Origin of the sequence: Megalodesulfovibrio gigas DSM 1382 = ATCC 19364 (assembly GCF_000468495.1) — a bacterium.
GTDB lineage: Bacteria > Desulfobacterota > Desulfovibrionia > Desulfovibrionales > Desulfovibrionaceae > Megalodesulfovibrio > Megalodesulfovibrio gigas.
Genome location: NC_022444.1, coordinates 3,500,344 through 3,526,355 on the forward strand (window position 1 = coordinate 3,500,344; position 26,012 = coordinate 3,526,355).

Genomic DNA, 26,012 nt, shown 5'->3' on the forward strand with positions numbered 1-26,012 from the left:
GACTGGTCCCCCCAGAATGCGTCGATCCCGTTATGGCTTGGGCGAACACGGATGATTCACGGGCAGTCTGTTTCCCTGGCGTTTTGGCCATGACAATACAGCATCCGTATGAACAAGTTGCGCAAAAATGCTTGATAAAATTCACGATTGATATCGATGTGTTATATATTTTTTACAGTAAAATTCTAGACATCTAGCCCGGCATGATGTTAGTCTAATTTTTGATAGGAAACTTGGCAGGAAACGCGACAGAAAATCCGGGAGTAATTACGGTGATTATTGCCATTGCATCTCACAAGGGAGGCGTAGGGAAAACGACCACCTGCGCGGCCCTGGCGTTCTTGCTAGCCAAAACCAAGCCAGTGCTTCTGATCGACATGGATCCGCAAAGCAATGCCACCTCCATATTCCCCCCCGAAGTGGATGGTCCTGGCTTGGCCGAACTCCTGGCGGGAGAGGCAAAGCTGGCTGACTGCGTGCGCCCCTCCATGCTGCCCGACATTTCCATCCTTCCTGCCACTTCTGCCCTGGGCGCGGTGGAAAGCGACCTGGCCAGACGCGATGACGCAGGGCTGCCGGCAATCATGGCCGCCATCCGCAAGGCTGCCAAAGCTGCGGGAGGCGATGTAGTCATCGACACGGCTCCCAGCCTTGCGCCCCTGGCCCTTGCCGCCATGGCCACCGCAACCCATGTTATCGTGCCCGCGGCAACCAACTCCGGTTTTGCGTTGGACGGCCTTGAACGAACGCTGGAGGCCTGCCAGGAAGTCCGGAGCATCATGCGCCGGCCGCGCATTGTGCCCATGATTTTGGCAACCCTGCATGCGGCTCGAACCGCCTCGTGTCGGGCAATCCTTGGGACGCTGGAAGAACAGCACGGCGCCGCCCTGATCCCGCGCACCATCCCCCGCGGGGTGGCCGTTGAACAGGCCGAAATCATGCGCCGCCCACTGCCGGATGTCTTCCCAAAAAATCCTGCCAGCAAAGCGTATAAATCCGTTCTTGATTACATCATTTCTCACGGAGGTGATGCTCGTGGCAACTGACACCTTAAGTCGTCTCAAGAAAAGCATTGATTCAAGAAAGAAAGAGATAAATCCCAGCATCATTTCAGATAGTCAGCACGATGCGAAATCAATCAGGAAACCTAGTAATACTGAAAGCAGGAAATACGGTGTCAAATCCGATGGCATACCCAGCTCTTTTTCTGACAGCAAAGACGTCAAACCGTTTCGTCTGAAAGATCCGAAAGCTCCTCGCACACCACGCCAGCGCAAGGTCGCCAACTTCCTTCGCCGGCATGGCGTAGTGGAGGCGTTGTGGGAAGATTTGGCCAAGCATCTGGACCTGCCGCGGGGAACGGTGTTGCAGATTGCCCGCACCTTTGAGGAGCGAGGCTTGCTGCGCCGCGAGACCCTGCCCGGTCGCACCGGCGTACGGCTGACGTGGGCAGAAACCGAATCCGACTGACGCCAGCCTCTCCCACGCCCTCGATGAAGGGTGCCGTACTGGAGCTGACCAGATGACAGATCGCATCATAAAGATACAACAATTGCAGCAGAAAGATCGCATGGATCGCTTCGTCCAGCTCAAGCTGTACGAACAGCAAAGCGTCATGCCGAATCTGGCCGCAAAGTCCATGCTCTTCAAACCCACGGCCAAGGGCAGGCGCCCCCATTTCCCGGAATGGGAAGCCGTGCCCGTGGTCAATCTGCCCGAAATAGAGATGCATTTCCGGTACACACAGCTTGATCAGAACGACCTGACGGGCTGGCTTGTCCTCATCCAGTTTGCCAAGCATCGCGAAGACCTCGTTGCCGCCTTCAACGGTAAGGAATTTTTGCGTCGTATGCGCCGGCAAGGAAACAGCCGGGACTACGCGTGGCTGAATTCCTTTGTGGACAGAATCAACGGGACGCAGCTTCGGATTGGAGTCACTGGCAAGGCAGAAGGCAAAGACAGAAGGTATATTTATCAGGAAGCCCTTGCGCCACGGTTCATGGCCGAGACCACCCAGAATCTGTATGCCTTAGAACTTTCGAAGGTGCTTTGGGCCTTCTTTGGGGTCGATAGCTGGTCTTTTGTGGACCTGAACGCACGCCTGGCCCTCGGACAAAATCAAATGGCCATGGCATTTCAGGCGTTCCTCATGGCCAACCAATCCCCTTATTGGGCCACCTGGGAAGGCATGCATGCACTCTGGGGTGCAGGCTATGCGGAAGAGCGGCTGTTCAGACGAAAATTTCAAATGCGAGTACTCAAGCCGCTCCTGGAACAGGGGATCGTAAAAAGCGTGATTGAGAAGAGTTCCTCCATCGGAGTCTATTGGTAATTTCGGATTAACAAGGTCTGCAACGTGCAATCGGGTCACCTCCTCATTCACGGGCCAACGTGCAATCAGGTCACGCGCAACGTGCAATCAGGTCACAAACACCCCTCCCTCAACGTGCAATCAGGTCACAAGCGACGTGCAATCAGGTCACGCAAAACGTGCAATCAGGTCACCTCCCAACGTGCAATCAGGTCACACAAAAGTCTGGGAACCCTTGCCACGCCTTGCTTCCCAGCCCGCTAACAACTCTTTTCTTAACAACTTAAAAAATAAGAAAGACCTGCGCCATGTCCTCGTCGTCTCGGTGTGACCTGATTGCACGTTGGACAAGCCAAAGTCGCCCATGCTCCTGAAGGCCCATGCTTCACATCCTGACCCTGAGGGGAGGACTTAAAAAAGAAACAGCCCCCCATAAGGGGCATGCTTCGCATGCAGGCCTGCGGGCCTGCGGCCCTTTACTGGGGGCTGCGCCCCCAGCCCCCCATCAAGCAGGCCCCCTATTCACGCAGAACCAGGCCAAGAAGCAACGCAAGTAAAAAGCCAGAGACTTTCTCCCTCTGTTGCCGGAAAATGCCTCTGAGCGCCTTTCAGGGCGCCTGGAACGTCTCGCGGATGCTCTTCACCGACGCTGCCAACAACTCCTTGCCGATGACGTCCGAAGCCCGCCCTACCTCGGCCAGGTACGCCGCGCCCTTTTCGGCAAAGAGCCCCGTCAGGGCCTGATGATGGCGATGCAGCAACTGTCCGTAGTCCTTGAGAAAGGCGTTGTGGAGCGTCACCAGCATGAGCACGGGATCATCCGCATCGACCCTGGAACCATGCTGCACCTCCAGAAACGACCGCGCATCCTGCAACGCCATTCCCACGCCTTCGGGCAGCCCCGGCTTTGTGCTGTCCTGATTTCCGTTGACCATGACCGCCTCAGCACAGCCTGGCTTCATCCAGCACGGCCACGGTGTCGCGCCAGAAAGTCTTGAGCCGCTGCCGGGTCATGATGGGCAGGTCCGAGGCAATGGCCGAGGCAAAGGTCTGCCGCCGGGACAGCGGCAGCGGCGAGCTCTTCAAGGCCTGGCAGGAGGCCATGGCCACCCGCCGCACGGAGCTGGAGACATTGCGCCATGCCGCCCAGGCCGAGGCCGCAGCGATTGTCCGACTCCTGGCGCACGACCCGCCAGGATATCGCCCAGATGCCCGTCTCTCGCCGCGACCGCGCGGCCTTGCAGCATCGGGCGAGACAGCATGAGCGCGAGGTCAAACAGCGCTTCTACGAGCGGACGAGCATGCAGCGTGATCAGTTCCGGAAAGAGCAGCCCTTCTTGACTTGGGCGAGGTTCCGGGAGGGGGCGCAAGAACATGATCAGAAAAAGGCCCAGGCCAAGGAGCAGGCACCGGACTTCAAGCATTGATCGCCGGCCACAACCCCCAGTCCGGCGAGTCGAGGACGCTCCCCCTGCGACATGAGGTAGTCGTCAGGCTATCGAAGAAATTTCGAAATGAGTTGAATGTATGAACCATTGCATCAACTGAGCGTAAACGTTTGTTGCGTGCGAGACTCCCCCGAATTTTGCGTTGCATGCCACAGAACAGATAGCATATTGTAGAAAGCGTTGAATGCCCGTCGTGCGTCCAGCAGATACGGGTATGCTGTCACACAGAACATGCACTGCCCTTGGAGGCTGCACATTGAATAAACAGCGAGCTCTTGACCTGCTGCGCCGCTGCAAGCCGGATCTGCAGGCCCGCTTCGGCGTCACTCGGCTGGCCTTGTTCGGCTCCACCGCCCGCGATACGGCGACCAGCGGCAGCGATGTGGATGTGCTGGTCGCCTTTGACGGCCCGGCCACCTCCACGCGCTATTTCGGCGTGCAATTCTACCTGGAGGACCTGTTTGGCTGTCCGGTCGATCTGGTTACAGAAAAGGCCCTGCGGCCGGAGCTTCGTCCCTATATAGAACAGGAACAGGCCCATGTCTAATGCCACCCAACGCGAATGGCGCTTCTACCTGGATGACATGATCGGCTTCGCCGAAAAGGTGCTCACCTACACCGGCGGATTCGACCAAGCCGGGTTCGTGGCCAGCGAGCTGACCTACGACGCCACCTTGCGCAACCTGGAGCTGATTGGTGAAGCCGCCACCCATATCCCGGATGAAGTCCGCGCTACCCATGCTGAAATTCCCTGGCGGATGATCATCGCCACCCGCAACCGCCTCATCCACGGCTACCTCGGTATTGACGATGACGTTCTCTGGAGCATTGTCCGGGACGAAGTGCCTGTACTGTTGCCACTGCTCAGGGCGCTCAAGCACAAGGCGCAGCCATGATAATGGGCTCTGTTGTAAAAATCTGTTCTCAGCCCATCGCGTTCCCAAGGTGCCTGTAGATCGTCGCCTTGGAGAGGCCGTACTCTCGCATTAACTCCTTAATTTGGAGCCCGCTCGCCCTTTTCTGCTGCAGCACCAGGACGCCTTGATGGCTAAGGGCCTTGCTGCACCCGAACTTGATCCCGTTTCCCTTGGCCTTGAGGATGCCGTCCATCTGCCGCTCGGCTCGGATTTCCGTCACAAACTGCCCGATGGCGCCCAGCATTTTGAAGAGAAGCCGCCCTGTGGCGTCGGCCTTGCGGGTATGTTTCTTGGTCAAAAACGAACGGGTAGGCCACCAGTCGATGAGGGCGTCACCCCCTGCTCATTGTAGAGCGGCAGTTTCAGGATAAGCGTCGTGCGTCCCGGGGAGGACGCATCCAATTCCAACGTGCCGCCCTGCGCCGTGGCCATGAGCTGGGCGGAATACGCTCCAAGGCCTGTGCCCCCGTACTTGCCGGACGTCACGTATTTGCCAAAAAATCGAGAGCGGATGCATTCCGGCACCGCGCCGGGGTTGCTCACCCGCAGCACGGCCAGGCCTTCTTCCTGCGACAGGGAGATGTGCACCTGCTGGCCTGCTGCGGGCAAGGCTTCCAAGGCATTGCGCAGCAGATTGACGAGCAGGGTTTGACACAGCAGCGGGTCCCCTCTGGCCTGGAGCGAGGCAAGACCGGTCAGTGCCACATGGGCGCTGCGCTTCTCGGCCAGGTCGGACAACTCTTCTATGGCCTCTTCCGCCACCTCGTGCAGTTGCACCGCGGTTGGGCGCAGCGTATAGGTGCCGGCCTCGATGCGGCGCAGGGTCATGGAATTGTCCAGCACGGACAACCCCCGGCGATTGGTGCGGCTTATCTGCTCCAGAATGTACTGCTGCTCAGACGTCAGATTGCTGGCCCCGCGCAACAACTGGATGCCGGAATGCACCGAGATCATAGGGCTTCGCAAATCGTGGTGGATGATGTGCTCGATGTCCTTTTGCAGTCTCTCCGCTTCCTCGCGTTCCGTGACGTCCCGCGCGCCGATGCGCAGCCCCAGGAAGTCCCCGGCACTGCCGTGCACTGGTTCGCAAAACAGACTTATCCAAAGCACGTGGCCCTGCTTGTGTGTTGCGCGGAACCGGATGTCCTTGAAGGATTTTTTCAACGTCAGCGCCTGGCGCAGTGTTTGTTGCAAGGACTGACGATCCTCCGCGTGAATGAGAGGCCAGGGATAGTCGGCCATGGCCATGCACTCGGCCACGGTATATCCCGTCAGCGGTTCCACGGCAGGGTTCACCCACAGCAACGCACCGTCCGGATCCAGCCAGCTTTCCCAGCCGATGGTATGATCCGCAATGATTTTGAACCGCTGTTCGCTTTTTCTGAGTTCGGTTTCTGCCTCCACCCGTTCCGTGACGTCAATTATGGCGACATAACAGGCCCTCTCGGCCTCCTCTGTCTGGCGCAGGCACCGGCTCTCCATGCGTGCATGCCGCACGTGGCCACCCTTGCCCGCGTGGTCCGGGTGGTCCGGGTTCAGGCGAAGGGAGATCTCGCACCGGTAGACAGTCTCGCTCTCCATTGTGGCGGCCAGATGCTGTTGGAATACGTCTCGATGCTGCGGGATGATGAAGTCGGCCAGGAAGCGGCCTTCCAGGATGGAGCGAGGCGTATGGAGCAATACACCCAAGGTCAGGTTGCAGGTTTGGATGCGGCCCTGGGGGTTCAGGGTGGCATAGCCCACGGGCGCCTGATCGTACAGGGTGGCATACGCATCCCGGGAGTGTTCCAGATCCTGGCGAAGTTCGCGCAACTCTTCATTTTGCGCCAAAAGCTCCGCCTGGTACACGCCAAATTCGTACACGAGCTGTTGGACATCTCTTGGAGTAAGTGAAGAGATGTCGGCAGCGTTGCCATGCGATGCACCGTTGCGCGCCAGTTGCCGAAGTTTCAATGGATCACTATTTCTTTGCATGGGCATACGGCCCCCTGATGTTAACCCACCTATCCTTTACCATTATATTTTATATTACGATAGTACAAAAGATGACACCGAGCATGTTTCTCAAGATTGCATATTCTCACCCGAAACGGCGAGCAGGAGCAGAGAGGGACGGCCTGCAACCAAAATGGGCCGTACGCTTATGCGCAGGGTCAGCGGGCCAATGCTGGGAAACACGTGGGGCAGGGGCTGGTCCCGAACTTCGGTGCCCTTGCTCAGGGCCTCGTGCGCCAGGGACAGCAACGCCGGCACGTTCCACTGCCCTTGCCCGAGCTGCGGCAGGGCCACGCCCACCACATCTGCGGGCGTCGTTTTGAAGGCGATGTAAAACGCCTTGTTCGCCGACTGCACCACCAGCTGTGCATCCAGCACCAACAACGGCTCCCGGACAGTCTGGATGATGGATTCCGCCAACGCCCGCGCTGCCTCCGCCTCCATCTCGCTGTGCTTAAGCTGGGTGATGTCGTTGAAGGTGGCCACCACGCCCACGATGACGTCGCCCAGCGTCCGATACGGGTTGATGCGCAACTGATACCAGTCCCCCTGGGTGCCCTTGAGCTCCCGTGTCAGGGTATTCAGATCGGTCAGTACGTTGTGCACGTCGCTTTCTAGATCTTTGTATTCCAGGTGCAGGGCGATTTCCTGCACCGGCCGGTCCAGGTCTCCGGGGCGCAGGGCCATGATTCGCCGCATGGCCGGGGTGAAGCGTTTGATGCGCAATTCTCTGTCCAGAAACAGCGTGGCAATGCGCGTGCTGGTGAGCAGGTTGGCCATGTCGTCCCCAATATGCGCCAGCTCCTCGTTCTTGCCCTGCAGCTCCGCGTTCAGGGTGCTTTGCTCCTCGTTGATGGACTGCAGCTCCTCCTTGGCGGTTTCCAGCTCCTCGTTGGTACTTTTCAGCTCCTCATTGGTGGACTGCAATTCCTCATTGGCAGATTTCAATTCCTCGTTGGCTGCCTCATATTCTTCGACAACAGACTGCATATCTTCGCGCAACTGCTGCAACGAACCCTCCAGATCCGTGATGCGCAGGCGGAAAATGTCTTCATGGACCGTGTCCATTTCTGCAGTGGAAATGCTTCGTGGGGCAGGAATCGCGGTGAAGGTGATGACGCAACAGGTCTCTCCCCACTCCGGCACCTGCACGGGACTGACGAGAATATCCACAAACTCTTCCTGCTCATGCCCAATCACCTTGACGGCATGCCGCACCTGGGGCTGATTCTTGACCGATGCTGCGTTGATGGCCGTGGCGAGGTCAAAGCGCAGGCCTTGCCGGGCCATGTCCAGCACGTTGGTGGTGAGCAGGCCTTCCCGAAGTTCCAGATATCGGCCCGTGCGGCCGTGAATATACAGCACCTCGCCTGTTTTCGAGACCAGTAGCGAGGGCGGACAACTTGCGGCAAGCAGCAGGCGCTCGGCAATTTGTCGTGTGTTGGTGCCGTGCCCCTGGGTGCTGGTGGCCATGGGCATGTTCACCAGCGCCTCGGCCCTGGCGGCGTCCCAGTGGCCGTTCACATCGCCTGCAATGGCGTGGGCGGCCTGCGCGCCATGAGACTTGCGCTCAAAAATGCGGTGCTTTTTGTGCAGCTCCTGAAATGGTTCCGCCAGACTGGACACGCTTTCCGACGAGCCGAGCATGAACAACCCGCGTGGCCGCAAGCTGTACTGGAACTGCGCCAGCACTTTTTCCTGTGCCTGGGCCTTGAGGTACATGAGCAGATTGCGGCAGCAAATGAGATCCAGGCTGGAAAACGGCGGATCCTGAATGACATTCTGTACGGCAAACACCAGCATGTCCCGGATTTCGCTCTTGGCTTTGAGTCTGCCCTCCTGGGAGACAAAAAATCGTTGTGTCCGGGCCTCGCCCAGGTCCGCGGCGATGCTTTCCGGAAATACCCCGGCCCTGGCCTTGCTGATGGCGGCGTCATCCAGGTCTGTGGCGTAGATGACCACCTGCAGGCCCAGGCCCAGTTCATCGAGCAGTTCCCGGACGATGATGGCCACGGAATACGCCTCTTCCCCGGTGGCGCAGCCTGGCGTCCAGGCCCGGAACTGCTCGCGCCCCAGGGTGGGCAGGCGCTCGCGCAGCAGCTCTTTGAGCGTCTCGAACGCCTCCGCATCCCGAAAAAAGTTGGTGACGCTGATGAGCATGTCCTTGAAGAGCGCCCGGGACTCCTCGGCATTGCCACGCAGAAACGCCACGTATTCCTTGAGGGTCTCAATGTGGTGCACGTGCATGCGCCGCATGATCCGTCGATTGACGGTATTATCCTTATATAGGGAAAAATCCTGCTTGCTTTTGCTTTTGATGAGCATCAGCACCTTGTCCCGGTCGCTGGATGGCAGCACGGCTTCGCGCACGGTTACTGATCCCGGGGCCATATCCAGCTTCTTGGCAAAGGCGGCAATGCGAACGGGCAGTTCGGCCGGGGGCAGGATGTCGTCTGCCAGATTGGCGTCGATGATGCTGCGGGGCATGGTGTCGAATGCAGCCGAGGCCGGAGTCTGCGCCAGCACCAGTCCGCCCGTCTCACTCACGGCCCTGCACCCTTTGACGCCGTCTGTATTGGACCCGGACAGTATCACTGCCGCCACGCGCCCGTTCGCCTCCTGGGCCAGGCTGAGCAAAAAATGGTCGATGGCCATGCCGCCGCCAACCTCTCGCGGCTCCAGCTGAATTCGCCCGTCGAACAGGGCCATGCGCTTGTCCGGGGGAGCCACATGGACCACGCCCGCGGCAATGTGCATGCCATCCTCGGCCAGCACCACCGCCAACGACGTATGCTTGCTGAGCAGCGACGTGAACACGTCCTTGCCGGCCTCAGGGGACTGATGCTGGACAATAAAAAACGCCCAGCGCCGGGCATCTTCCAACGTGGCCAGGGCGTCCAGAAACACGCTCAGGGCGTCCAGCCCCCCGGCGGAGGCTCCAAGGCCCACCAGCAGAGCAGGGGGGGTGATGGCGGCTTTGCTTTCAGTAGCTGTCATGAAGTGTCACCTTCAACAATGGTGGAACAGGCAAGTAAAGGGCAGCATGCATTTGCAGGGAAGTCCAGCTGCCAAAAGAATAGGCATTTGGAAAGATGAATTCAAGCTGGGAATGCTGTATGCTGTTCCGTAAAGGAAGGAACCGCCATGGCCAGGATTCTGATTGTTGATGATGACGAAATCACCAGCATGGCGCTTGCACAAGTCATGCGAGAGGAAGGGCACACGGTGCATACCGAATTCGTCCTGGAGAGCGGGCTTGCCAGAGCCGCCGCTGTCCCTGTGGACATCGTGTTCCTGGATGTGCTGCTTCCGGATGGCAATGGCCTGGAGTGGCTGCCCAGATTTATGGCCCTGCCTTCCAGCCCGTTGATGATCATCATCACCACCGCCGGGGACCCCAACGGCGCAGAGCTGGCCATCCGCAACGGCGCCTGGAACTATCTGCAAAAGCCCTGCTCCGCCCAGATGGTCCAACTGAGTCTCCGGCAGGCCCTTGCCTATCGGGAAAAGGCCCTGGCGCCGCAACCCGTGGAACGCGGGCTGATTGTGGGCTCCAGTCCGCAACTTGCCAAATGCATCAAGGAAATGTCGCTTGCGGCCAGCAGCCATGTGAATGTGCTGGTGTACGGGGAAACAGGCGTGGGCAAGGATCTCTTTGTCAGGGCCTTGCACCAGAACAGCACCGTATTGAACGGCCCGTTCATCACCGTGGATTGCTCGGCCTTGCATCCGGCCATCGCGGTAAGCGAGCTTTTTGGACACAAGAAAGGCTCCTTCACCAGCGCCGTGTCTACCAACCAAGGCCTTGTGCAACAGGCCCACGGGGGGACGCTGTTTCTGGATGAAATAAGCGAATTGGATTTGGAGACGCAAAAACTGCTGCTCCGCGTGCTGGAAACCCGCCAGTTCCGGCCCTTGGGAGAACATCGAGAGGCGCAGAGCGATTTTCGATGCGTCTGCGCCAGCAACAAGGACCTTGCGGCCATGGTGGAGCAAGGCTTGTTCCGCAAGGATCTGTTCTTTCGCATTCGGGAAGCCACCATCCACCTGCCCCCGCTGCGGGAGCGGCTCGCCGATGTGCCGGAGCTGGTGGCGTTTTTTCTGGCCCGCGCCTGCACGCAGAACAAGCTGACCATGAAGACCGTATCGCCCGATCTGATGCGCATGTTTTGCGCGTACAGTTGGCCGGGGAATGTGCGGGAACTGCATCATGTGGTCCGGGCCATGGTCTCGTCCGCCCAAACGGATGAGGTGATCATGCCCTGGCACGTGCCCCTGGAGCTGCGCGCCCTGCTCATCCGCTCCACCGTGCGGGGCCGGACACCTGCGCAGGCCCCATTCCCCACCATCGCTCCCGCAACCACAGCGGCAGACGCGAACTGGAAGACCTACCGCGCCGAGGCCATGGCGCAGGTGGAGCGCGCCTATTTTCACGGCCTGGTGGAACACTGCCACGGCGACTTTTCCAGGATGCTGGCGGTCTCGGGGTTGAGCCAGGCGCAGCTGTACCGCATGCTGCACAAGCATGGCCTCGCCGCCCGCCCCAAACGCGCGGCCCCCACACCCGGCAGCTCCGCACACTGATGCGCTGCCCCTGAAACCGGGCGATGCGTTCGTCACCCGGTTTCAGGGAGAACTGTTCGCCACAATCCACGCCTTTCGGCAGGCTCTTCATTCTCGTGACATGCGAATTGCGCATGGCATGATTCGCATGCCGCGAGAATGAGCCGGGAGTCTGTTGCCGGCGAAATATATTCAGGTGCTATTGTAGTGCGTTGCGAGAAGCCACGCCATGGCACAGATAGTGTAATGCATTATGGTGGATGGCGACACTGGTGGAGTTGTCACATTGCGCGGCAATGTGGACAGCATGGCGCAAAAGGATCTGACAACCGAGTATGCCCGCGATGTTGAAGGCGTTACAAAAGTCAACAACGAAATGACCGTGTCTGCCATGAACAAAAAGCCGGCAGAATCTACGGTGGTGGAGAAGGTTGGGGCCCTGTTGGAGGCCGTGGACGACGCGTCCATTACTGCGCTGGTCAAGACCACGCTGCGTTACCATCGTTCCACAAGCGCGCTCAAGCCCACAGTGGAGACGCATGAAGGGATCGTCTCCATGCAGGGGAACGCAACGACTGCAGCCCAAAAGGATCTGGCCACCAAGTTGGTGAGCGATCTCCATGGGGTGAAGAAGGTCGTCAACAACATGACCGTCGAATAACAACAGATGTGCATGCACCAGCATGTGTCTTCAACGCTCCATCTGGCCGCAGCGCCCCCTTCATCGCGGCCAGATGGAGCCACCAGCATCTTACCATTCGCGCACTCGCAGCGCAGAAGGCACGTACCATGGCATTATCTACAATTCTCATCATCGTTCTGGTGCTCGCATTGCTCGGCATGATTCCCGTGTGGCCGCATAGCCGATCCTGGGGCTATGGCCCTGGTGGCATACTGGGGGTCATTCTGGTGGTGGTGCTTATTCTGTTCCTGATGGGAAAAATCTAACTGCTATGTTCAAGGAGCTGAAGGCATGAAAGAGAGCACCAAGAATGCAGTGCAAGGAAAGTTGCATCAGGTTCGCGGCAACATCAAGGAAACCGTCGGCACCATCGTCAAGAACGTGGACCTTGAGGCCGAAGGCAAGGCCGAGATCATCAACGGAACAATCCAGGAACATCTTGGGAAGATAGAGAAGGAACTGGGCAGATAGCAATAGGGCCTCCACGCCGGCGCACTCCGTGCCGGCGGGTTCACCACAGCAGCCAGGAGCACGCTATCGCCATCAACGGGTTTATCCTTTCGGCACGCACCTGCAAGGCCCCCTTGCACACTCAGGATGCGACCCTGCTGCGCGCGGAGTTGTTTAGTATCAAGCAGCTGGAGCGCCACGCCGTAGCCATGGCGGGGCAGCATCGCATTGATCCGCATCCCGGTGCGGACAAGCTGCTGCCCAGGCTGGCGGACAACGCCCGCGTTTTAACGATGGCGCACGAAGTGGTGACAGCGGCGGCCTTGCCCGGACAACGCATCGCCCCCGCAGAAGCTTGGCTGCTGGACAATTATTATCTGATCGAGCAGCAGATCGTCATGGCCCGCCGCCATCTGCCACGCGGGTATAGCAAGCAGCTGCCGCGCCTGATGGATGGTGATTCAGCAGGCTTTCCACGCGTTTATGATCTGGCGCTGGCGTTGATTTCCCATATGGACGGCCATGTGGACAAAGACAACGTCCGCCAGTTCATTGCCGCCTACCAGACCGTCACCCCCTTGAAACTGGGAGAGCTTTGGGCATTTCCCATCATGCTGCAACTGACGCTCCTGGAAAATCTGCGTCGGGTCAGCGTGCGTATTGCCTGCCTGCGAGAGGAACGGGACCAGGCCACGGTCTGGGCTGACAACATGCTCACCACCGCCGAGCAGGAGCCCAAGCAGCTCATCCAGCTGCTGGCCAGGTATGCCCATGCAGACGCCCCCCTCACGGCGCCTTTTGTGGAAGAATACCACCTCCGCCTTCAGAACCAGGGGCCGGCCATGGCCTTTGTGCAAACCTGGATGGAACAGAAGCTGCTGGAACAGGGGGTAACGGCGGTGCAGCTGTCCGAAGCCGCCAGCAGGGAGGGCGCGGCCAATCAGATTTCCATTGCCAACAGCATCGGCAGTCTGCGCTTCATCGGGGCCACGGATTGGCGTGAGTACGTGGAATCTCTCAGCATGGTTGAGCAGGCCTTGCGCGACGATCCTGCAGGAGTGCATGCTCGCCAGGATTTTGCCACGCGCGACCGCTACCGTCACGTCATCGAAGAAGTGGCCCACGACAGCCCCCTTGGCGAGCAGGACGTGGCCCGTGCCGCCTGCGGCCTTGCCCGGGCTGCAGCCCAGGCGGCGGGGGCGGATCATCGCACCGCGCATGTGGGCTACTATCTCGTGGACCATGGCCGGCACACTCTGGAACGCGTGGCAGGCTGCCGGTTCACCTGGAAACGCTGGGGCAGGAGATCAGGGCCGCGGAACCGGCTTGGTCTGTACCTCGGGGGCATTCTGCTGCTTGTCGCCCTGGCGGTCACGGGCCTGCTGCACCTGACGGCGAAGCTTGGCCCAGCCAGCTGGACAGGCTGGGAGTTCTGGCTAATCGCCATCACAGGTGCCCTCGGCGCTTCCACCCTGGCCAGTTCCCTGGTGAATCTGGCAGTCACCCTCACCTTGCCCCCGCGCCTGTTGCCTCGCCTGGATTTTTCCCTGGGCATTCCCGAAGAGCACCGTACCATGGTGGTGGTGCCTACCTTGGTGCGCCGGCTTCAGGATGTTGATGATCTGATTGAAGCTTTGGAAATACGGTACCTTGGCAATCGCGATGCCAATGTGTTCTTTGCCTTGCTCACGGATTGTCACGACGCCCCGGAAGCCGTCATGCCAGGAGAAGACCTCCTGCTTGCCCATGCCAGGGCGTCTGTGCAGGCCCTCAATGAGACATATTGCGATGACCGTCCAGGCATCTTCTTCCTGTTCCATCGGCCACGCCTTTGGAATCCATATGAGAATGTTTGGATGGGGTACGAACGCAAGCGCGGCAAGCTGGAGCAGTTCAATGCGTTATTGCGTGGCGGCGATGCTGCCGCGTTCTCCGATGTGGTGGGAGACATACGCATTTTGCCAACCATAAAATACGTTATCACATTGGATACCGATACACAGCTGCCGCGAGATACAGCGCGCATGCTCATTGGCAATTTGGCGCATCCCCTCAACAGGCCAGTATTCGACCCCATCAAGGGTCGTGTGGTGGAGGGCTATGCCATCCTCCAGCCTCGCGTGTCCATCAGCCTGACCAGCGCCGGGCATTCACGGTTTGCCAAGCTCTTTGCCGGAGAGGCCGGCATAGACCCGTATTCCCGCGAAGTCTCCGACGTGTATCAGGATTTATTTGGAGAAGGATCCTTCATCGGCAAGGGCATTTACGATGTGGATGCCTTTCGCCGGGCCGTGGGCGGTCGTTTTCCGGAGAATCTCATCCTCAGTCATGATTTGGTGGAAGGCGGCTATGCCCGGTCGGCTTTGGTAACGGATGTGGACCTCATCGAGGAACACCCCGCCAGCTACACCAGGGAGGCCAGCAGGCGACACCGCTGGATTCGTGGCGACTGGCAGCTGGCCGGGTGGCTGCTGCCTTGGGTTCCGGGACCCTCACGAGCAGGGGAGCCCAGGGCCAGACGGCAGCCGAATCCGCTTTCGGCCCTGTCTGTCTGGAAAATATTCGACAACATTCGCCGCAGCCTGGCATCACCTGCACTCCTGGTGTTGCTGGCCTGCGGCTGGCTCATGGGGCCCGGCGCGCCATGGCTGTGGTCGTTGCTGGTGGCCGGCATGCTGGTGCTGCCGGACCTGCTGCGGGCCATGGTGGAACTGGTGCGCAAGCCAGCGGACCGTGGCTGGCTCACCCATGCGCTGCTGGCCGGCCATTCGTCGGGCCGGCCGGTGTTGCTCTCGCTGCTGGCTCTGGTGTTCCTGCCCTATGACGCCCTGCTGTGCGTGGACGCCATCCTGCGATCGGGCCTGCGGATGCTGTTTACCCGGCGCGGGTTGCTGCTCTGGCACATGCCGCTGTACGCCGGGCGCAACGCCCGCCGATCCCTGGGCGGGTTTTTCCTGGAAATGTGGGTCGCGCCGGTGGTGGCCGTGGCCTTGGGGATGGCGTTGTGGAGCGTGCGCCCGGTGGAGATGCTGTATTGCGCGCCGGTGCTGCTGCTGTGGCTGGTTTCGCCTGCGGTGGCGTGGTGGATTAGCAAGCCGCTTAAGCCTATTGCGCAAGATTTGACCGACGAGCAACGCACATTCCTGCGGGTCTGCGCCCGGCGGACCTGGCGCTATTTTGCAGAATTCGTGGGCCCCAAAGACAACTGGCTGCCGCCGGACAACTTCCAAGAGCATCAGGCAGCAGGCATTGCCACGCGAACTTCCCCCACCAACATGGGCATGGCCTTGCTGTCGGGGCTGATGGCCCATGACTTTGGCTACATCCCGGCTGGCCAGCTTTTGCAATTTATCGAAAATACTCTGATTTCCATGGAAAAGTTGGAGCGCTACCGCGGCCATTTTTTCAACTGGTACGACACCCGCACCCTGCAGCCCCTGCGCCCGCAGTATGTCTCTTCCGTGGATAGCGGCAACCTGCTGGGCTGCCTGCTTACCTTGCAGACGGGGTTGGTTGAGCTCAAGGAGCAGCCGGTGCTGTCGCCAAGAGCGTTTCACGGGCTGCAGGATACTGCGCAAGTGCTCTCAGAGTGTATTTCTTCCTCCATCACCTCGGCGCTTGCCCAAAAGGCGACCCATCTGCACGATGCCATTGCCTTGGTTATTGCAGGCGATCCCCTGCGGTCCATGGAAGCGGCGCTTGCCACCCTCGGTGAATTGCAGCGCCAGGGCAAAGAGTTGCTGGCCTGGCTGCCCTCCAACACTGCCGAGGAAGGCGAGCTGTTTTATTGGGCGCACGCCTTTAACAGACAAACACAAGCATTGATTGATGAAATAAGCATGTTGTCCCCTGCCGCGCCGCTGGGTGCTCCCCGGGGCAAGGCCATTCCGACCCTGGCGGCGCTGGTCATTGCCCAGGCCCAAGGCGCGTTGGATCGCTTCCGGGTCATCGACGACCTCATGGAGCGCATCCGCCTGCTTTCAGCCATGGATTTTGAGTTTCTCTACGACACCTCACGCGATCTCCTGAGCATCGGCTACGACGTGGGCGAACGGCGCCGCGATCCTGCCTGTTACGACCTGCTGGCCTCGGAAGCGCGGCTCACCAGTTTTCTGCTTATCGCCCAGGGGCAGATCCCGCAAAAGCACTGGTTCACCCTGGGCCGGCTGCTCACCAGCCACGGCAGCGGCCTGAGTTTGATTTCCTGGAGCGGCTCCATGTTCGAATACCTCATGCCGCAGCTCATCATGCCCAGTTATGAGAACACGTTGCTGGAACAGACCTGTCGTGCTGCCGTGGCCAGGCAAATGGAATACGCCCGTCAGCGCGCCGTGCCCTGGGGGATTTCCGAATCATGCTACAACGCCGTGGATGGATTACATGTGTATCAATACCGGGCCTTTGGCGTGCCAGGACTCGGTTTTAAACGCGGGCTGGGGGATGATCTGGTCATTGCGCCGTACGCCAGCGCCCTGGCGCTGCTGGTGCTGCCCAGGGAGGCCTGCCGCAACCTGCAGGATATGGCGGCCACGGGATTTTTGGGCGCATACGGGTTTTATGAATCGGCGGATTACACACCCTCGCGGGTGCTGCGTGGCAAGACGCATGCTGTGGTGCGGGCATTCATGGCGCACCACCAGGGAATGAGCCTGCTTGCCTTTGGCCATGCGCTGCTCCACCGCCCCATGCAGCGCCGTTTTATGGCTTCCCCCATGGCTCGGGCTACGGAACTGCTGCTGCAGGAGCGCGTGCCCAAAAAGGGAGCCACATTGCACCCCCACGCGACGGAAGCAAGCGCCGCGCGTCCACCTGCTGCAGATGTCGGGGCAATCTTGCGCACCTTTACCGATCCTGCCACACCCATGCCGGAAGTGCATCTGCTCTCCAACGGCAGCTACCATGTCATGGTCACCGCGGCGGGAGGCGGCTACAGCCGTTGGCGCGATCTGGCCATCACCCGCTGGCGCGAAGACGTCACGGCCGATTCCTGGGGCTCGTTCATCTACCTGCGCGACCAGGAAACCGGGCGCTACTGGTCCACGGCGTATCAGCCCACGCAGGACGCAGGCAAGCGGTACGAGGCTACCTTTGCCCAGGGGAGGGCAGAATTCCGGCGGCAGGATTACGCCCTGGAAACCCATACCGAGATCTGCGTTTCTCCCGAAGACGATGTGGAGATTCGCCGTGTCACCCTCACCAATCTTTCCTCGCGAACCCGGTACATCGAAGTGACGAGCTATGCGGAAGTGGTCCTGGCACCGCAGAACTCGGATTTGTCCCACCGCGCCTTCAGCAACCTGTTTGTGCAAACCAGCATCCTGCAGGACCGGCAGGCCATCCTCTGCACAAGACGCCCCCGAACGCCGGAAGAACAGACGCCGTTGATGTTTCATCTGCTGGCCTGCCCCGGCGTGGCAGCCAGCGAACCTTCCTATGAGACGGACCGCGCCAGGTTCATCGGCCGCGGGCGCTCGACGGCAAATCCGGCGGCATTGAACTTTCAACAAGGTACGCAGCAACTTTCCAATACCCAGGGATCGGTGCTTGATCCCATTGTGGCCATCCGCAGAGTCATCACCTTGTTGCCCGACGAGTCCGCCACGATACAGCTTATCACCGGCGTCGCAGATAAGCGGGATGCCGTGCTCGGCATGCTGGAAAAGTACTGCGACCGGCATTTTGTGGAACGTGCCTTCGAGATGGCCTGGTTCCAAAGCCAGGAAATTTTGCGCCACCTTGGCGCATCGGAAACCGACGCGCAGCTGTTTGGCCGCCTGGCCACGTCGGTGGTGTTCAGCAGCGCGACCCGCCGCGCCGCGCCGGGTCTCATTGCGCGCAATCAGCTCGGCCAGTCTGGGCTGTGGCGGTTTTCCATTTCGGGAGACTTGCCCATCGTCCTGTTGCGTATTGGAGACACCACCCGCATTGGCCTGGTCAAGGAAGTGCTCCAGGCCCATGCCTACTGGCGCATGAAAGGCCTGGCCGCCGATTTGGTGATCCTCAACGAAGATTTCACCAGCTACCGGGCTGTGCTGCAGGAGCAGATCATGGGGCTGGTGCATGCCGGCCCCGAGGCCCAGGCGCTGGACAAGCCGGGCGGCGTGTTCGTGCGCCGGGCCGAAGAGTTTTCTGAAGAAGACCGGGTGCTCTTCCAGACCGTGGCCCGCGTGGTGCTCACCGATGCTGCGGAAACCCTGGCCGAACAGGTGGAACGCCGGGTACTGCCCGACCGCATGCCAAAACCGCTGGAGCCCCTGCGCCGCCGGCCCGTGGAAGCAATCCAGCCCCTGTCCCCGCGTGATCGCATCTTCTGCAACGGGCTTGGCGGCTTCACGCCAGATGGGCGCGAGTATGTCATCACCCTGGAACCCGGCCAGAACACCCCGGCGCCCTGGGTCAATGTCATCGCCAGTCCGCATATTGGCACCGTGGTCAGCGAAAGTGGCAGCGCCTACACCTGGGTGGAAAATGCCCATGAATTCCGCCTTACTAACTGGCATAACGATCCCGTCACAGACGCCAGTGGCGAAGCGTTGTATCTGCGTGATGAAGACACCGGCGCGTTCTGGTCTCCCACGCCCCTGCCTGCCTGCAGGGGGGTGAGCCCGTCCGGCTACGTATGCCGGCACGGCTTTGGCTACAGTGTCTTTGAGCATACCGAGTGCGAGATCTCTTCCGAGTTGCACACGTATGTGGCCATGGATGCGCCAGTGAAGTTTGTCGTGATAAAACTCCGCAACAATTCAACTAGATTGCGTCGATTGTCCGCAACCGGATACTGGGAACTGGTGCTGGGAGAATGGCGGCATGCGAACCAGATGCACATTGTGACCGAAATAGATCCGCAAAGCGGCGCGCTCCTGGCCCGCAACGCCTATGGTCGGGAATGCGCCAACCGGGTGGCGTTTGTGCAAGTCAGTGAACAGGCGAGCGGGAAGGGCCGCTCCATGACGGGCAGCCGGACGGAATTCATTGGCCGCAATGGCTCCCTGGACAACCCGGCGTGCATGCATCGAAAACGATTGTCCGGCAAAACCGGGGCGGGGCTCGACCCCTGCGCCGCCATCCAGACACAGATTGAACTGGCAGAAGGGCAAGAGCGTGAAGTGGTGTTCATTTTCGGCACCGCAACGCATGCGGCCCAAGCGCATGACTATTTTCAGCGATTTTCCGGCCCGGCCGGGGCCCGGCAGGCCCTGGAGGAAGTGTGGCGCTACTGGAACCACACCCTGGGCGCAGTGCATTTTGAAACGCCAGATACCGCCCTCAATGTCATGGCCAACGGCTGGTTGTTGTACCAGACCATTTCGTGCCGGCTCTGGGGCCGCAGCGGCTACTACCAGTCTGGCGGGGCGTATGGATTTCGCGACCAGTTGCAAGACGCCATGGCCCTGGTCCATGCCACGCCATGGCTGGCCCGGGAACAACTGCTGCGCTGCGCCGCGCGTCAGTTTCCCCAAGGCGACGTGCAGCATTGGTGGCACCCGCCCAATGGGCAAGGCGTGCGCACGCATTTTTCCGACGACTATTTGTGGCTCGTCTATGCCACCTGCCGCTACATCCAGGCCACAGGGGATACGGGAATACTTGATGAACAAACGCATTTTCTCGAAGGTCGCGAGGTAGATCCCAAGGAGGAAGCCTACTTCGATCAGCCCCAACGCTCCCCCGAGTCTGCCACACTCTATGAACATTGCGGCCGGGCCATCAAGCACGGCCTGCGCTTTGGCGAGCATCAGTTGCCCCTCATGGGCTGCGGCGACTGGAACGACGGCATGAACCGCATCGGCCACGGCGGCAAGGGCGAAAGTGTCTGGCTGGCGTGGTTCTTGTTCGAGAACCTGCAACGATTCGCCGAACTGGCCCGCAGTAAGGGCGATACGTTCATTGCAGAATCCTGTCTCCAGCAGGCGGCCACCCTGCGCCAGAACATCGAGGCCAACGCCTGGGACGGCAACTGGTACCGCCGGGCCTACTTCGACGACGGCACGCCCCTGGGATCGGTCAGCAACGAGGAATGCCAGATCGATTCCATCAGCCAGAGCTGGGCGGTTCTCTCCGGCGGGGGAGACCCCATCCGCGCCCGCCAGGCCATGGACGCCGTGGACAAGCGCCTGGTGCGCCGCGACATGCGCCTTGTGCAACTGCTGGCCCCCCCATTTGACACGTCCGCCCTGGAGCCCGGCTACATCAAAGGCTATGTCCCGGGCGTGCGCGAAAACGGCGGGCAGTACACCCACGCCGCCATCTGGGCCGCCACCGCCTTTGCCATGCTGGGCGACAGGCACCGCGCCTGGGAACTCTTCGACATGCTGAACCCCATCTCTCACGGCAGTACGCCGGAGGCCATGGAGCGCTACAAGGTTGAACCGTATGTCATGTGCGCAGACATTTACGGCGCTGCGCCGCACCAAGGCCGCGGCGGCTGGACCTGGTACACCGGCGCGGCCGGCTGGATGTACCGCTTGACCGCGGAAACTCTGCTTGGCCTGCATCGGGAAGGTGACAGTCTGCGAATTTCGCCTTGCATTCCTGACGATTGGCCTGCCTGCATGGTGCACTACCGCTTCCGGGACACGTTCTACCACATCACCATCAAACGAATCAGCGAAACAGCGCAACACGTTGTCCGTGTGGTGGTGGACGGTGTGATAATGGGTGCAGATTCAGGTATATCACAGAACAAGGATAGAATTCCTCTGGTGGATGACAGGCAGGATCACAATGTTACGGTGGAATTGGAATGAGCGTGACATTACGACCCGCATTCCGTGCGCTCCATACTGGCACACGCCACACCATGCAACAATACTGCAGCTGGCATCCTTTCGCCAGTCTGCGAGGAGATGCCACACCATGGCCACCAAGCAAGACTATGCCCAGACCATGAACAAGGAAATGCAACAGATTCTGGACCACGCCAAGGCCCTTGTGGACGCCACTTCGGGCATGGGGGACCCGGGTCCCGTATTTGGTGTGGCATCCTGAAGCATATATCTGGCCAGACATAACAGAATCATCACGGATCGCAAGGAACGCGCTGGGTAGCTCCAATGTTTTTTGGCACCGACCGTCGCGGCGGTTTGCTTGGGCCTGTTTCCAAATCATCGCAGCCAGATGAGGCATGAAGCGATGGCGACCGTGGCCAGGAAGGTAACTTTGAGTTTCTCGCAGCGTGTGGCAATTCTTCAAAACTCTTTATTTTTAATGTATCATTGATATGCTTTAATAGATATACTCTGCGATAGGAGTAAGTAGCGCTTTACGCATAATTCAGTTCGTATTTTTTGCATGAAATGAAATAACGCCACGGCTACATCGACAACTGTTGTGCCAAGAAATGTATTTGTATTTAAAAGTTTAAACATGCGCTCCCATGTAAAAAAAGAGTCGAATGCACTGGCGTTTGGTTTACTTCATCGGACATGCTACGGCTTCTCCATGAGTCATGTTCGTTCGTCTCATTTCAATAGGCGGACGGTGCTGTGCTCCGCCCGCCTATTAGGTTGCCTTAGGAATCAATGTTTATTTTTCCAGCAGTGTTGCGGCCTTCTTCAGGACTATTTCGGCGTACTCGCATTCATGACCGCCGCCGTGGATAGCTGCTCCACAATCAGTGGGGTTTGAGGTCTTCCCTTTGTGGCCGATGCTGAAGGCAACAAGGCCACCGTCGGGAAAGAACTTGCGGATGCTGTCGGCAAGTGTTTTAGCCAACGCGTCCTGCCACGTGGCTTGCTTGAGCTGCGCGGCCTGCTTTGGGTTCGAGACGAAAAGTGGTTCCAGCAAAATGGCCGGCATGTCCGTATACAGTAGGTTTTCGTTGCCACGACCATCTATTCCGCCCAGCGCCACGCCCGGCCAAGTGGAAGAGGGAGAAAACACTTTGGTGCCCAGCAGGCTGGCAGCTGCTTGGGCATACCACATGCCCCAGTTGATGCTGGTGAGGGATGCATTGGCGGCTACCACCGCCAGGGCATAATTGGCCGAAGGGTCGGCAGAATTAAAGTGATGCTCCGCATAACAAATGCACTTGTCGGCGTTGGCGGATTTTTGCCGAACGGAATAGTTGCCACTATAGAACTTGACCATGTACTTGGGTACAGCGGATACCGATGAATACACCGAAGTTGCGCCGGATTGCTGCAGCATCGCTACTGCCTCAGGCAGCAAAGCAAGAACATGCTCTGTGTAGTCCTCATTGGAAGGGCAGTAGGTTCGACCAATGAAGGCGATAAAGGCTGCAGGGTCGCTAGAGTGAACTTTCCAGCCAAGATACGGGGAGCGCTCCAGGAAGTGCCAATAGCCCTTGATGAAGGAATCCACCCCATCAAAGGCGCAGTAGCTGTCACCCTCATTGGCAGAGTCGGTATAGTCGACAGGCGTGGCGAATCCTTTCATTTCATCCCGCCACTTGAGCCCTCCAAAATTCATATGTTTAAGAGCCAGCATGGAATGTCCCCGACCGGACTCGAGCATCCACTGAGCCAGCACAATCGCCTTCAGGTTGGGAAACTCAAGGTCGGCTCCTGCAAGAGACTTGGCTAATGTCTTGAACGTGTCAGAATAATTTGACATACAATCCCCGCTGTTCCTTATGAGTTCTGAGTGTTGGCACTGCTTCTCCACCATCTTGGTCCGCTTGCCCAATGGCTAGCAGGCTACTGAACCATCAGGACAAGGTGCCTTTTTGCATTAAGCCATTCCAAGAACAGCTGCTGCATTGGTCATCACCACTTCGGAAAAGCCCAGGAAGCGAAGGTATTCCACGTTGCGGTCCAGGATGTTTTCCAGGGCCTTGATGCGCCTGATTTCGGCGCTGTTGCCGTCGGTGCGGAATGTGTTGTCCAGTTTCGGGAGATTGGGCCAGTCGCTGCCCATCACCAGACGATCATGAGGGACTCTGAGGGCCATCAGTTTGGCCATGAAGGACCGCTTCCAGCCGCCCACCAGGGCCGAGACGTCGGCATACAGCTTCCAGCCACGCGCATCCGCCTGACCCATCATGCGCAGGAAGGCCTCGGAAAAGTCGTTGTCCTCGTCGGTGATGGGCAGGGCGCAGTGCGCCATGATCACGGTGACCCCAGCATCTAGTGCCGGGATGAGCAGCTCGGGATGGTTGTTGGCCTTCAGGCTCTGGTCCCCGCCGGCCTCGGCAATGGTGTGCTCGTCGCCCACATGGCACAGCAGGGGCAGCTTCAGTTCCACGAGCTTCTTGTAAAACGGGCGGCACAAGTCGTGTATGGGAAGAATGTTCTGGGAGGAAGGAATCCATTTGACCAGCACAGCCCCGGCCTTCTTCACCTTGGCCAGTTCTTTCAGGGCGTCCTGCCGATAGGGATGCACCGAGGCGCCGAACAGGGCACAGTCAGGATTCTCGCTGCAAATTGTGGCCACCCAATTATTGGGCGTATACAGTGCGGGCTGCATGGGCTGGCCGTGGGCGTCGTAGGGCTTGTCAAATGCCAGGAGCACCCCTTGCTTCACGCACTTGGAACTCCGGATTTCATCGAGGATTCTGTCTCGAACGTCTTCGTCATTCAGGCTCATGGGCACATTGGCCAGAAAGCCGAAGGCCGTGCCAGCCATGCAGAGGCCCCGCATTTTGGGAGACAGAGAGCATTGCCCTTCCCCGTTGTTGTCCCCAAACACATGAATGTGAATGTCGATGTATTGTTTTGCGCAACCCATGCGTTCCCCCCCTGCGGCGATGCGATCTTGCATGCTTTGCCAGTGCTATAACGCCCTCTTCTCTTCCAACTCTTCCAATGCCTTGTCGATGGCAGTCATGGCAGCGTCCGCGAGGCGGCCGCCGGCGATGGACTTGCCGAGCAGCCCCACGAAGAACCGCCCCAGCGCGTCGAGCTCCACGAGATCGTCAAGCGCCAAGTCCACAAAGCGGGTTGTACGGTATCTGACCATTTTTTTGAGCGCACCACGATCGACGGCACTCTTGCCGGGGAAGGGCGGCATCGCAGGTTCGTTCTTGGCACTGCCCACCAGCGGGATGACGGGCAGTGTGTCGTCAGTCTTATCCGGCGCAAAGCCTGGGATGTCCCCACTGCGATAGGCATCCGTGAAGACGGGGTTGGCCTTGTGGAGCACCAAATGCTTTTGTAGATATTCCCAGCAGTTGCGCCGGCCAAGAAAGAAGTCGTGCATGCGAAACTCCCTGGACAGGAATCCAAGGAACGCGCCCAGGCCTGCCGTGGCCAGGGCCTGGTCCCCAATGGCAACGCGGTGGCTGCGGGTCTGGCGCTGGGGGTAGATTACGAAACGGCTGTACACCTCTTCCTGCAGGGCGAGCTGGATGTCAGACGTGGAAAAACAGGCTTGCCGGCGTAACGCGCCGAGGGTTTTCCCCAGATTGGGGCGCATGCCTTCTTCCAGACCATCGCTGAAGGCAAATCCGCCGACAAAGGGGTCCACCAGCAAAACCCCGCGATTGGCTGTTTTTCCATCCCGGGGATTCCGGCCCAGCAGGCCACTCAGGGCGGTGCGGGCCAGGGCGATGGGGTGGTTGTTCAGGGTGCCGCCATCCACGGCCATGAACGACCGCTTGGCCGAAGCCATCTTGCCGCCAATCTTGTCCCATACCGGCTGCAGCAGGCGCACGGTTGGGAGCAACTCCCCACCTGGCCCTGGCACGTGTGTGATCACGGGACGATAGGCGTAGTGCACCGAAGGCCGGTTTCTGATTCCGCTGGCAGGAAAACCACCCGGAAAGGCCCCGGTAGCCAGGGTATACGGTACGACGCCTTGCCAATCGATTTCATGCAGCCAGTCAGAGGTGATGCCATTCCCGATCTTGGGCACCACGGCAAAGGCATCGCCACATTCAGGCCGCGGCCTCGTTGGGGTGACCCGGGGATCCAATCCAACGGCAAAACGTACGTAATCCGCATGATCTACGAAAAACTTTTCCGGCACGGCTTCGGCTATGAGCGGCCCGGAAAATTCCGTGGCATAGGGCGTGCCCACCAAGTTGGTCAGGGTCAGCACGACCTCAAATGGATCTTGGATGAATGCTTTTCTGAGCCCTGGCGTCAGCCCCTGGCCAGTGAACCGGATCAAGTCGTCGCCAGCCTTTTCCAATGGCTTGGCGTTGAGCAGGCTTTTGACTGGCAGTGCTGGAGAAAGATCGCTGACGTCGGCCATTCCGGCGACATCCAGCTGATTGACCCACACATCATAGAATGGATTGCCACTTTGCGTGAGATGCGCCGTGGCAAGGGTCATGTGCGGAAATGTATACGGCAGCGTTTTGGCCAGGATGACGGCATTCACGCCTCCGCCCGACGCGCCGGTGGCGATGCGGAGCAGCACATGATGATCGGGCACCACCAACGTGCCCGATGTGTTGCGCTCCCGCTGCGCCGTGGTCCATTCCTCCAGGGCCTCCAGCAGGAAATCGACGACCCCGGCAGTATAGGCCCCTGCCGACACCGTGCCGCCCATCACCAGGCCAAGCTCATACGTCTGCGGCTCCGGGTCGCCAGGATCTACAGAATATTGTTCGCACAATGTTTCGAGCTGTTGCTCGGACAAGGGGCCGAAGGTATCAGGGGGCATACGCATCTCCACTAATGATACGAAACATTACTTCCGTATTGGCGTATATCACGCCGTGGAATTATGCAATATGAATA

20 protein-coding genes and 1 pseudogene are annotated in these 26,012 nt (G+C 59.3%); 12 read left to right on the top strand and 9 right to left on the bottom strand.

Annotated elements, in window-relative coordinates:
- Positions 1 to 233: 233 nt before the first annotated feature.
- Genes DGI_RS17565 through DGI_RS15470 form a run of 3 tightly spaced genes read left to right on the top strand, consistent with a single transcriptional unit; the run spans position 234 to position 2,332 of the window.
- Positions 234 to 1,046 (top strand): ParA family protein, encoded by an 813-nt coding sequence (locus DGI_RS17565; RefSeq protein ID WP_158407348.1) that lies wholly within the window; start codon positions 234 to 236, stop codon positions 1,044 to 1,046.
- Positions 1,036 to 1,470: a helix-turn-helix domain-containing protein gene (locus DGI_RS18565; RefSeq protein WP_144284218.1), complete on the top strand. Its 435-nt coding sequence runs from the start codon at positions 1,036 to 1,038 to the stop codon at positions 1,468 to 1,470. The genes DGI_RS17565 and DGI_RS18565 overlap by 11 nt, the downstream gene beginning before the upstream one ends.
- Before the next feature lie 52 nt (positions 1,471 to 1,522).
- Positions 1,523 to 2,332: a hypothetical protein gene (locus tag DGI_RS15470; RefSeq protein WP_021762152.1), complete on the top strand. Its 810-nt coding sequence runs from the start codon at positions 1,523 to 1,525 to the stop codon at positions 2,330 to 2,332.
- 364 nt (positions 2,333 to 2,696) lie between these two features.
- Here the strand turns inward: DGI_RS15470 and DGI_RS19615 are convergent.
- The 3 genes and pseudogenes from DGI_RS19615 to DGI_RS18860 all read right to left on the bottom strand — a co-directional run.
- Positions 2,697 to 2,777: pseudogene (locus DGI_RS19615) on the bottom strand (hypothetical protein); the annotation flags it as partial.
- A 142-nt stretch (positions 2,778 to 2,919) separates the two neighbouring features.
- Positions 2,920 to 3,246, bottom strand: a complete 327-nt coding sequence (locus DGI_RS15475) for a hypothetical protein (protein ID WP_027193302.1) — start codon at positions 3,244 to 3,246, stop codon at positions 2,920 to 2,922.
- Between the two features lie 7 nt (positions 3,247 to 3,253).
- Positions 3,254 to 3,415: a hypothetical protein gene (locus DGI_RS18860; RefSeq protein ID WP_154661677.1), complete on the bottom strand. Its 162-nt coding sequence runs from the start codon at positions 3,413 to 3,415 to the stop codon at positions 3,254 to 3,256.
- 104 nt (positions 3,416 to 3,519) lie between these two features.
- Between DGI_RS18860 and DGI_RS15480 the strand changes: the two genes are divergently transcribed.
- The 3 genes from DGI_RS15480 (at position 3,520) to DGI_RS15490 (ending at position 4,655) form a co-directional block, all read left to right on the top strand.
- Positions 3,520 to 3,738 carry a hypothetical protein gene (locus DGI_RS15480; RefSeq protein WP_144284219.1) on the top strand — a complete coding sequence of 73 codons (219 nt, stop codon included), beginning with the start codon at positions 3,520 to 3,522 and terminating at the stop codon, positions 3,736 to 3,738.
- Positions 3,739 to 4,015: 277 nt separating this feature from the next.
- Positions 4,016 to 4,306: a nucleotidyltransferase family protein gene (locus DGI_RS15485; protein WP_021762155.1), complete on the top strand. Its 291-nt coding sequence runs from the start codon at positions 4,016 to 4,018 to the stop codon at positions 4,304 to 4,306.
- Positions 4,299 to 4,655, top strand: coding sequence for a HepT-like ribonuclease domain-containing protein (locus tag DGI_RS15490; RefSeq protein ID WP_021762156.1), 357 nt, complete (start codon positions 4,299 to 4,301; stop codon positions 4,653 to 4,655). The genes DGI_RS15485 and DGI_RS15490 overlap by 8 nt, the downstream gene beginning before the upstream one ends.
- Positions 4,656 to 4,683: 28 nt before the next feature.
- Here the strand turns inward: DGI_RS15490 and DGI_RS15495 are convergent, their stop codons facing one another.
- The 3 genes from DGI_RS15495 to DGI_RS15505 form a co-directional block, all read right to left on the bottom strand.
- Entirely contained in the window at positions 4,684 to 4,974 is a 291-nt protein-coding gene (locus DGI_RS15495) for a serine integrase family protein (RefSeq protein WP_021762157.1), read from the bottom strand.
- On the bottom strand, positions 4,971 to 6,539 hold the full coding sequence (locus DGI_RS17570; RefSeq protein WP_051286654.1) for a PAS domain S-box protein: 1,569 nt from the start codon (positions 6,537 to 6,539) through the stop codon (positions 4,971 to 4,973). The genes DGI_RS15495 and DGI_RS17570 overlap by 4 nt, the downstream gene beginning before the upstream one ends.
- A gap of 201 nt (positions 6,540 to 6,740) precedes the next feature.
- Positions 6,741 to 9,668, bottom strand: coding sequence for a CheR family methyltransferase (locus DGI_RS15505; protein WP_021762159.1), 2,928 nt, complete (start codon positions 9,666 to 9,668; stop codon positions 6,741 to 6,743).
- A gap of 147 nt (positions 9,669 to 9,815) precedes the next feature.
- On the opposite strand from DGI_RS15505, the gene DGI_RS15510 reads away from it, so the two are divergent.
- The 6 genes from DGI_RS15510 to DGI_RS19485 all read left to right on the top strand — a co-directional run bounded on the left by DGI_RS15510 (position 9,816) and on the right by DGI_RS19485 (position 21,354).
- On the top strand, positions 9,816 to 11,255 hold the full coding sequence (locus DGI_RS15510; RefSeq protein ID WP_021762160.1) for a sigma-54-dependent transcriptional regulator: 1,440 nt from the start codon (positions 9,816 to 9,818) through the stop codon (positions 11,253 to 11,255).
- A 232-nt stretch (positions 11,256 to 11,487) separates the two neighbouring features.
- Complete coding sequence (locus DGI_RS15515) at positions 11,488 to 11,895, top strand: BON domain-containing protein (protein ID WP_021762162.1); 408 nt, start codon at positions 11,488 to 11,490, stop codon at positions 11,893 to 11,895.
- Positions 11,896 to 12,023: 128 nt separating this feature from the next.
- Positions 12,024 to 12,182, top strand: a complete 159-nt coding sequence (locus tag DGI_RS18135) for a DUF3309 domain-containing protein (RefSeq protein WP_021762164.1) — start codon at positions 12,024 to 12,026, stop codon at positions 12,180 to 12,182.
- A gap of 25 nt (positions 12,183 to 12,207) precedes the next feature.
- Positions 12,208 to 12,387 (top strand): CsbD family protein, encoded by a 180-nt coding sequence (locus DGI_RS15525; protein ID WP_021762166.1) that lies wholly within the window; start codon positions 12,208 to 12,210, stop codon positions 12,385 to 12,387.
- 113 nt (positions 12,388 to 12,500) lie between these two features.
- A complete protein-coding gene (locus tag DGI_RS19480) occupies positions 12,501 to 21,113 on the top strand; it encodes a GH36-type glycosyl hydrolase domain-containing protein (protein WP_021762168.1) in 8,613 nt (2,870 codons plus the stop codon).
- 109 nt (positions 21,114 to 21,222) lie between these two features.
- Complete coding sequence (locus tag DGI_RS19485) at positions 21,223 to 21,354, top strand: hypothetical protein (protein WP_021762170.1); 132 nt, start codon at positions 21,223 to 21,225, stop codon at positions 21,352 to 21,354.
- Positions 21,355 to 21,891: 537 nt separating this feature from the next.
- Here DGI_RS19485 and DGI_RS17575 read toward each other — a convergent pair.
- From DGI_RS17575 to DGI_RS15545, 3 genes are all read right to left on the bottom strand, one after another.
- Positions 21,892 to 22,941 (bottom strand): glucosaminidase domain-containing protein, encoded by a 1,050-nt coding sequence (locus DGI_RS17575; RefSeq protein ID WP_021762172.1) that lies wholly within the window; start codon positions 22,939 to 22,941, stop codon positions 21,892 to 21,894.
- A 117-nt stretch (positions 22,942 to 23,058) separates the two neighbouring features.
- A complete protein-coding gene (locus DGI_RS15540) occupies positions 23,059 to 23,952 on the bottom strand; it encodes an amidohydrolase family protein (RefSeq protein WP_158407350.1) in 894 nt (297 codons plus the stop codon).
- 147 nt (positions 23,953 to 24,099) lie between these two features.
- Positions 24,100 to 25,935 carry a patatin-like phospholipase family protein gene (locus DGI_RS15545; protein ID WP_027193299.1) on the bottom strand — a complete coding sequence of 612 codons (1,836 nt, stop codon included), beginning with the start codon at positions 25,933 to 25,935 and terminating at the stop codon, positions 24,100 to 24,102.
- Between the last annotated feature and the right edge of the window lie 77 nt (positions 25,936 to 26,012).

Coding starts and splice junctions, on each gene's coding strand:
- DGI_RS15545 (WP_027193299.1), bottom strand. CDS start 25,935: ATGCCCCCTGATACCTTCGGCCCCTTGTCCGAGCAACAGCTCGAAACA.
- DGI_RS18135 (WP_021762164.1), top strand. CDS start 12,024: ATGGCATTATCTACAATTCTCATCATCGTTCTGGTGCTCGCATTGCTC.
- DGI_RS19485 (WP_021762170.1), top strand. CDS start 21,223: ATGGCCACCAAGCAAGACTATGCCCAGACCATGAACAAGGAAATGCAA.
- DGI_RS15510 (WP_021762160.1), top strand. CDS start 9,816: ATGGCCAGGATTCTGATTGTTGATGATGACGAAATCACCAGCATGGCG.
- DGI_RS15475 (WP_027193302.1), bottom strand. CDS start 3,246: ATGGTCAACGGAAATCAGGACAGCACAAAGCCGGGGCTGCCCGAAGGC.
- DGI_RS15480 (WP_144284219.1), top strand. CDS start 3,520: ATGCCCGTCTCTCGCCGCGACCGCGCGGCCTTGCAGCATCGGGCGAGA.
- DGI_RS15540 (WP_158407350.1), bottom strand. CDS start 23,952: ATGGCTGGCACGGCCTTCGGCTTTCTGGCCAATGTGCCCATGAGCCTG.
- DGI_RS15525 (WP_021762166.1), top strand. CDS start 12,208: ATGAAAGAGAGCACCAAGAATGCAGTGCAAGGAAAGTTGCATCAGGTT.
- DGI_RS15505 (WP_021762159.1), bottom strand. CDS start 9,668: ATGACAGCTACTGAAAGCAAAGCCGCCATCACCCCCCCTGCTCTGCTG.
- DGI_RS17575 (WP_021762172.1), bottom strand. CDS start 22,941: ATGTCAAATTATTCTGACACGTTCAAGACATTAGCCAAGTCTCTTGCA.
- DGI_RS15490 (WP_021762156.1), top strand. CDS start 4,299: ATGTCTAATGCCACCCAACGCGAATGGCGCTTCTACCTGGATGACATG.
- DGI_RS15515 (WP_021762162.1), top strand. CDS start 11,488: ATGGTGGATGGCGACACTGGTGGAGTTGTCACATTGCGCGGCAATGTG.
- DGI_RS18860 (WP_154661677.1), bottom strand. CDS start 3,415: ATGGCCTCCTGCCAGGCCTTGAAGAGCTCGCCGCTGCCGCTGTCCCGG.
- DGI_RS15470 (WP_021762152.1), top strand. CDS start 1,523: ATGACAGATCGCATCATAAAGATACAACAATTGCAGCAGAAAGATCGC.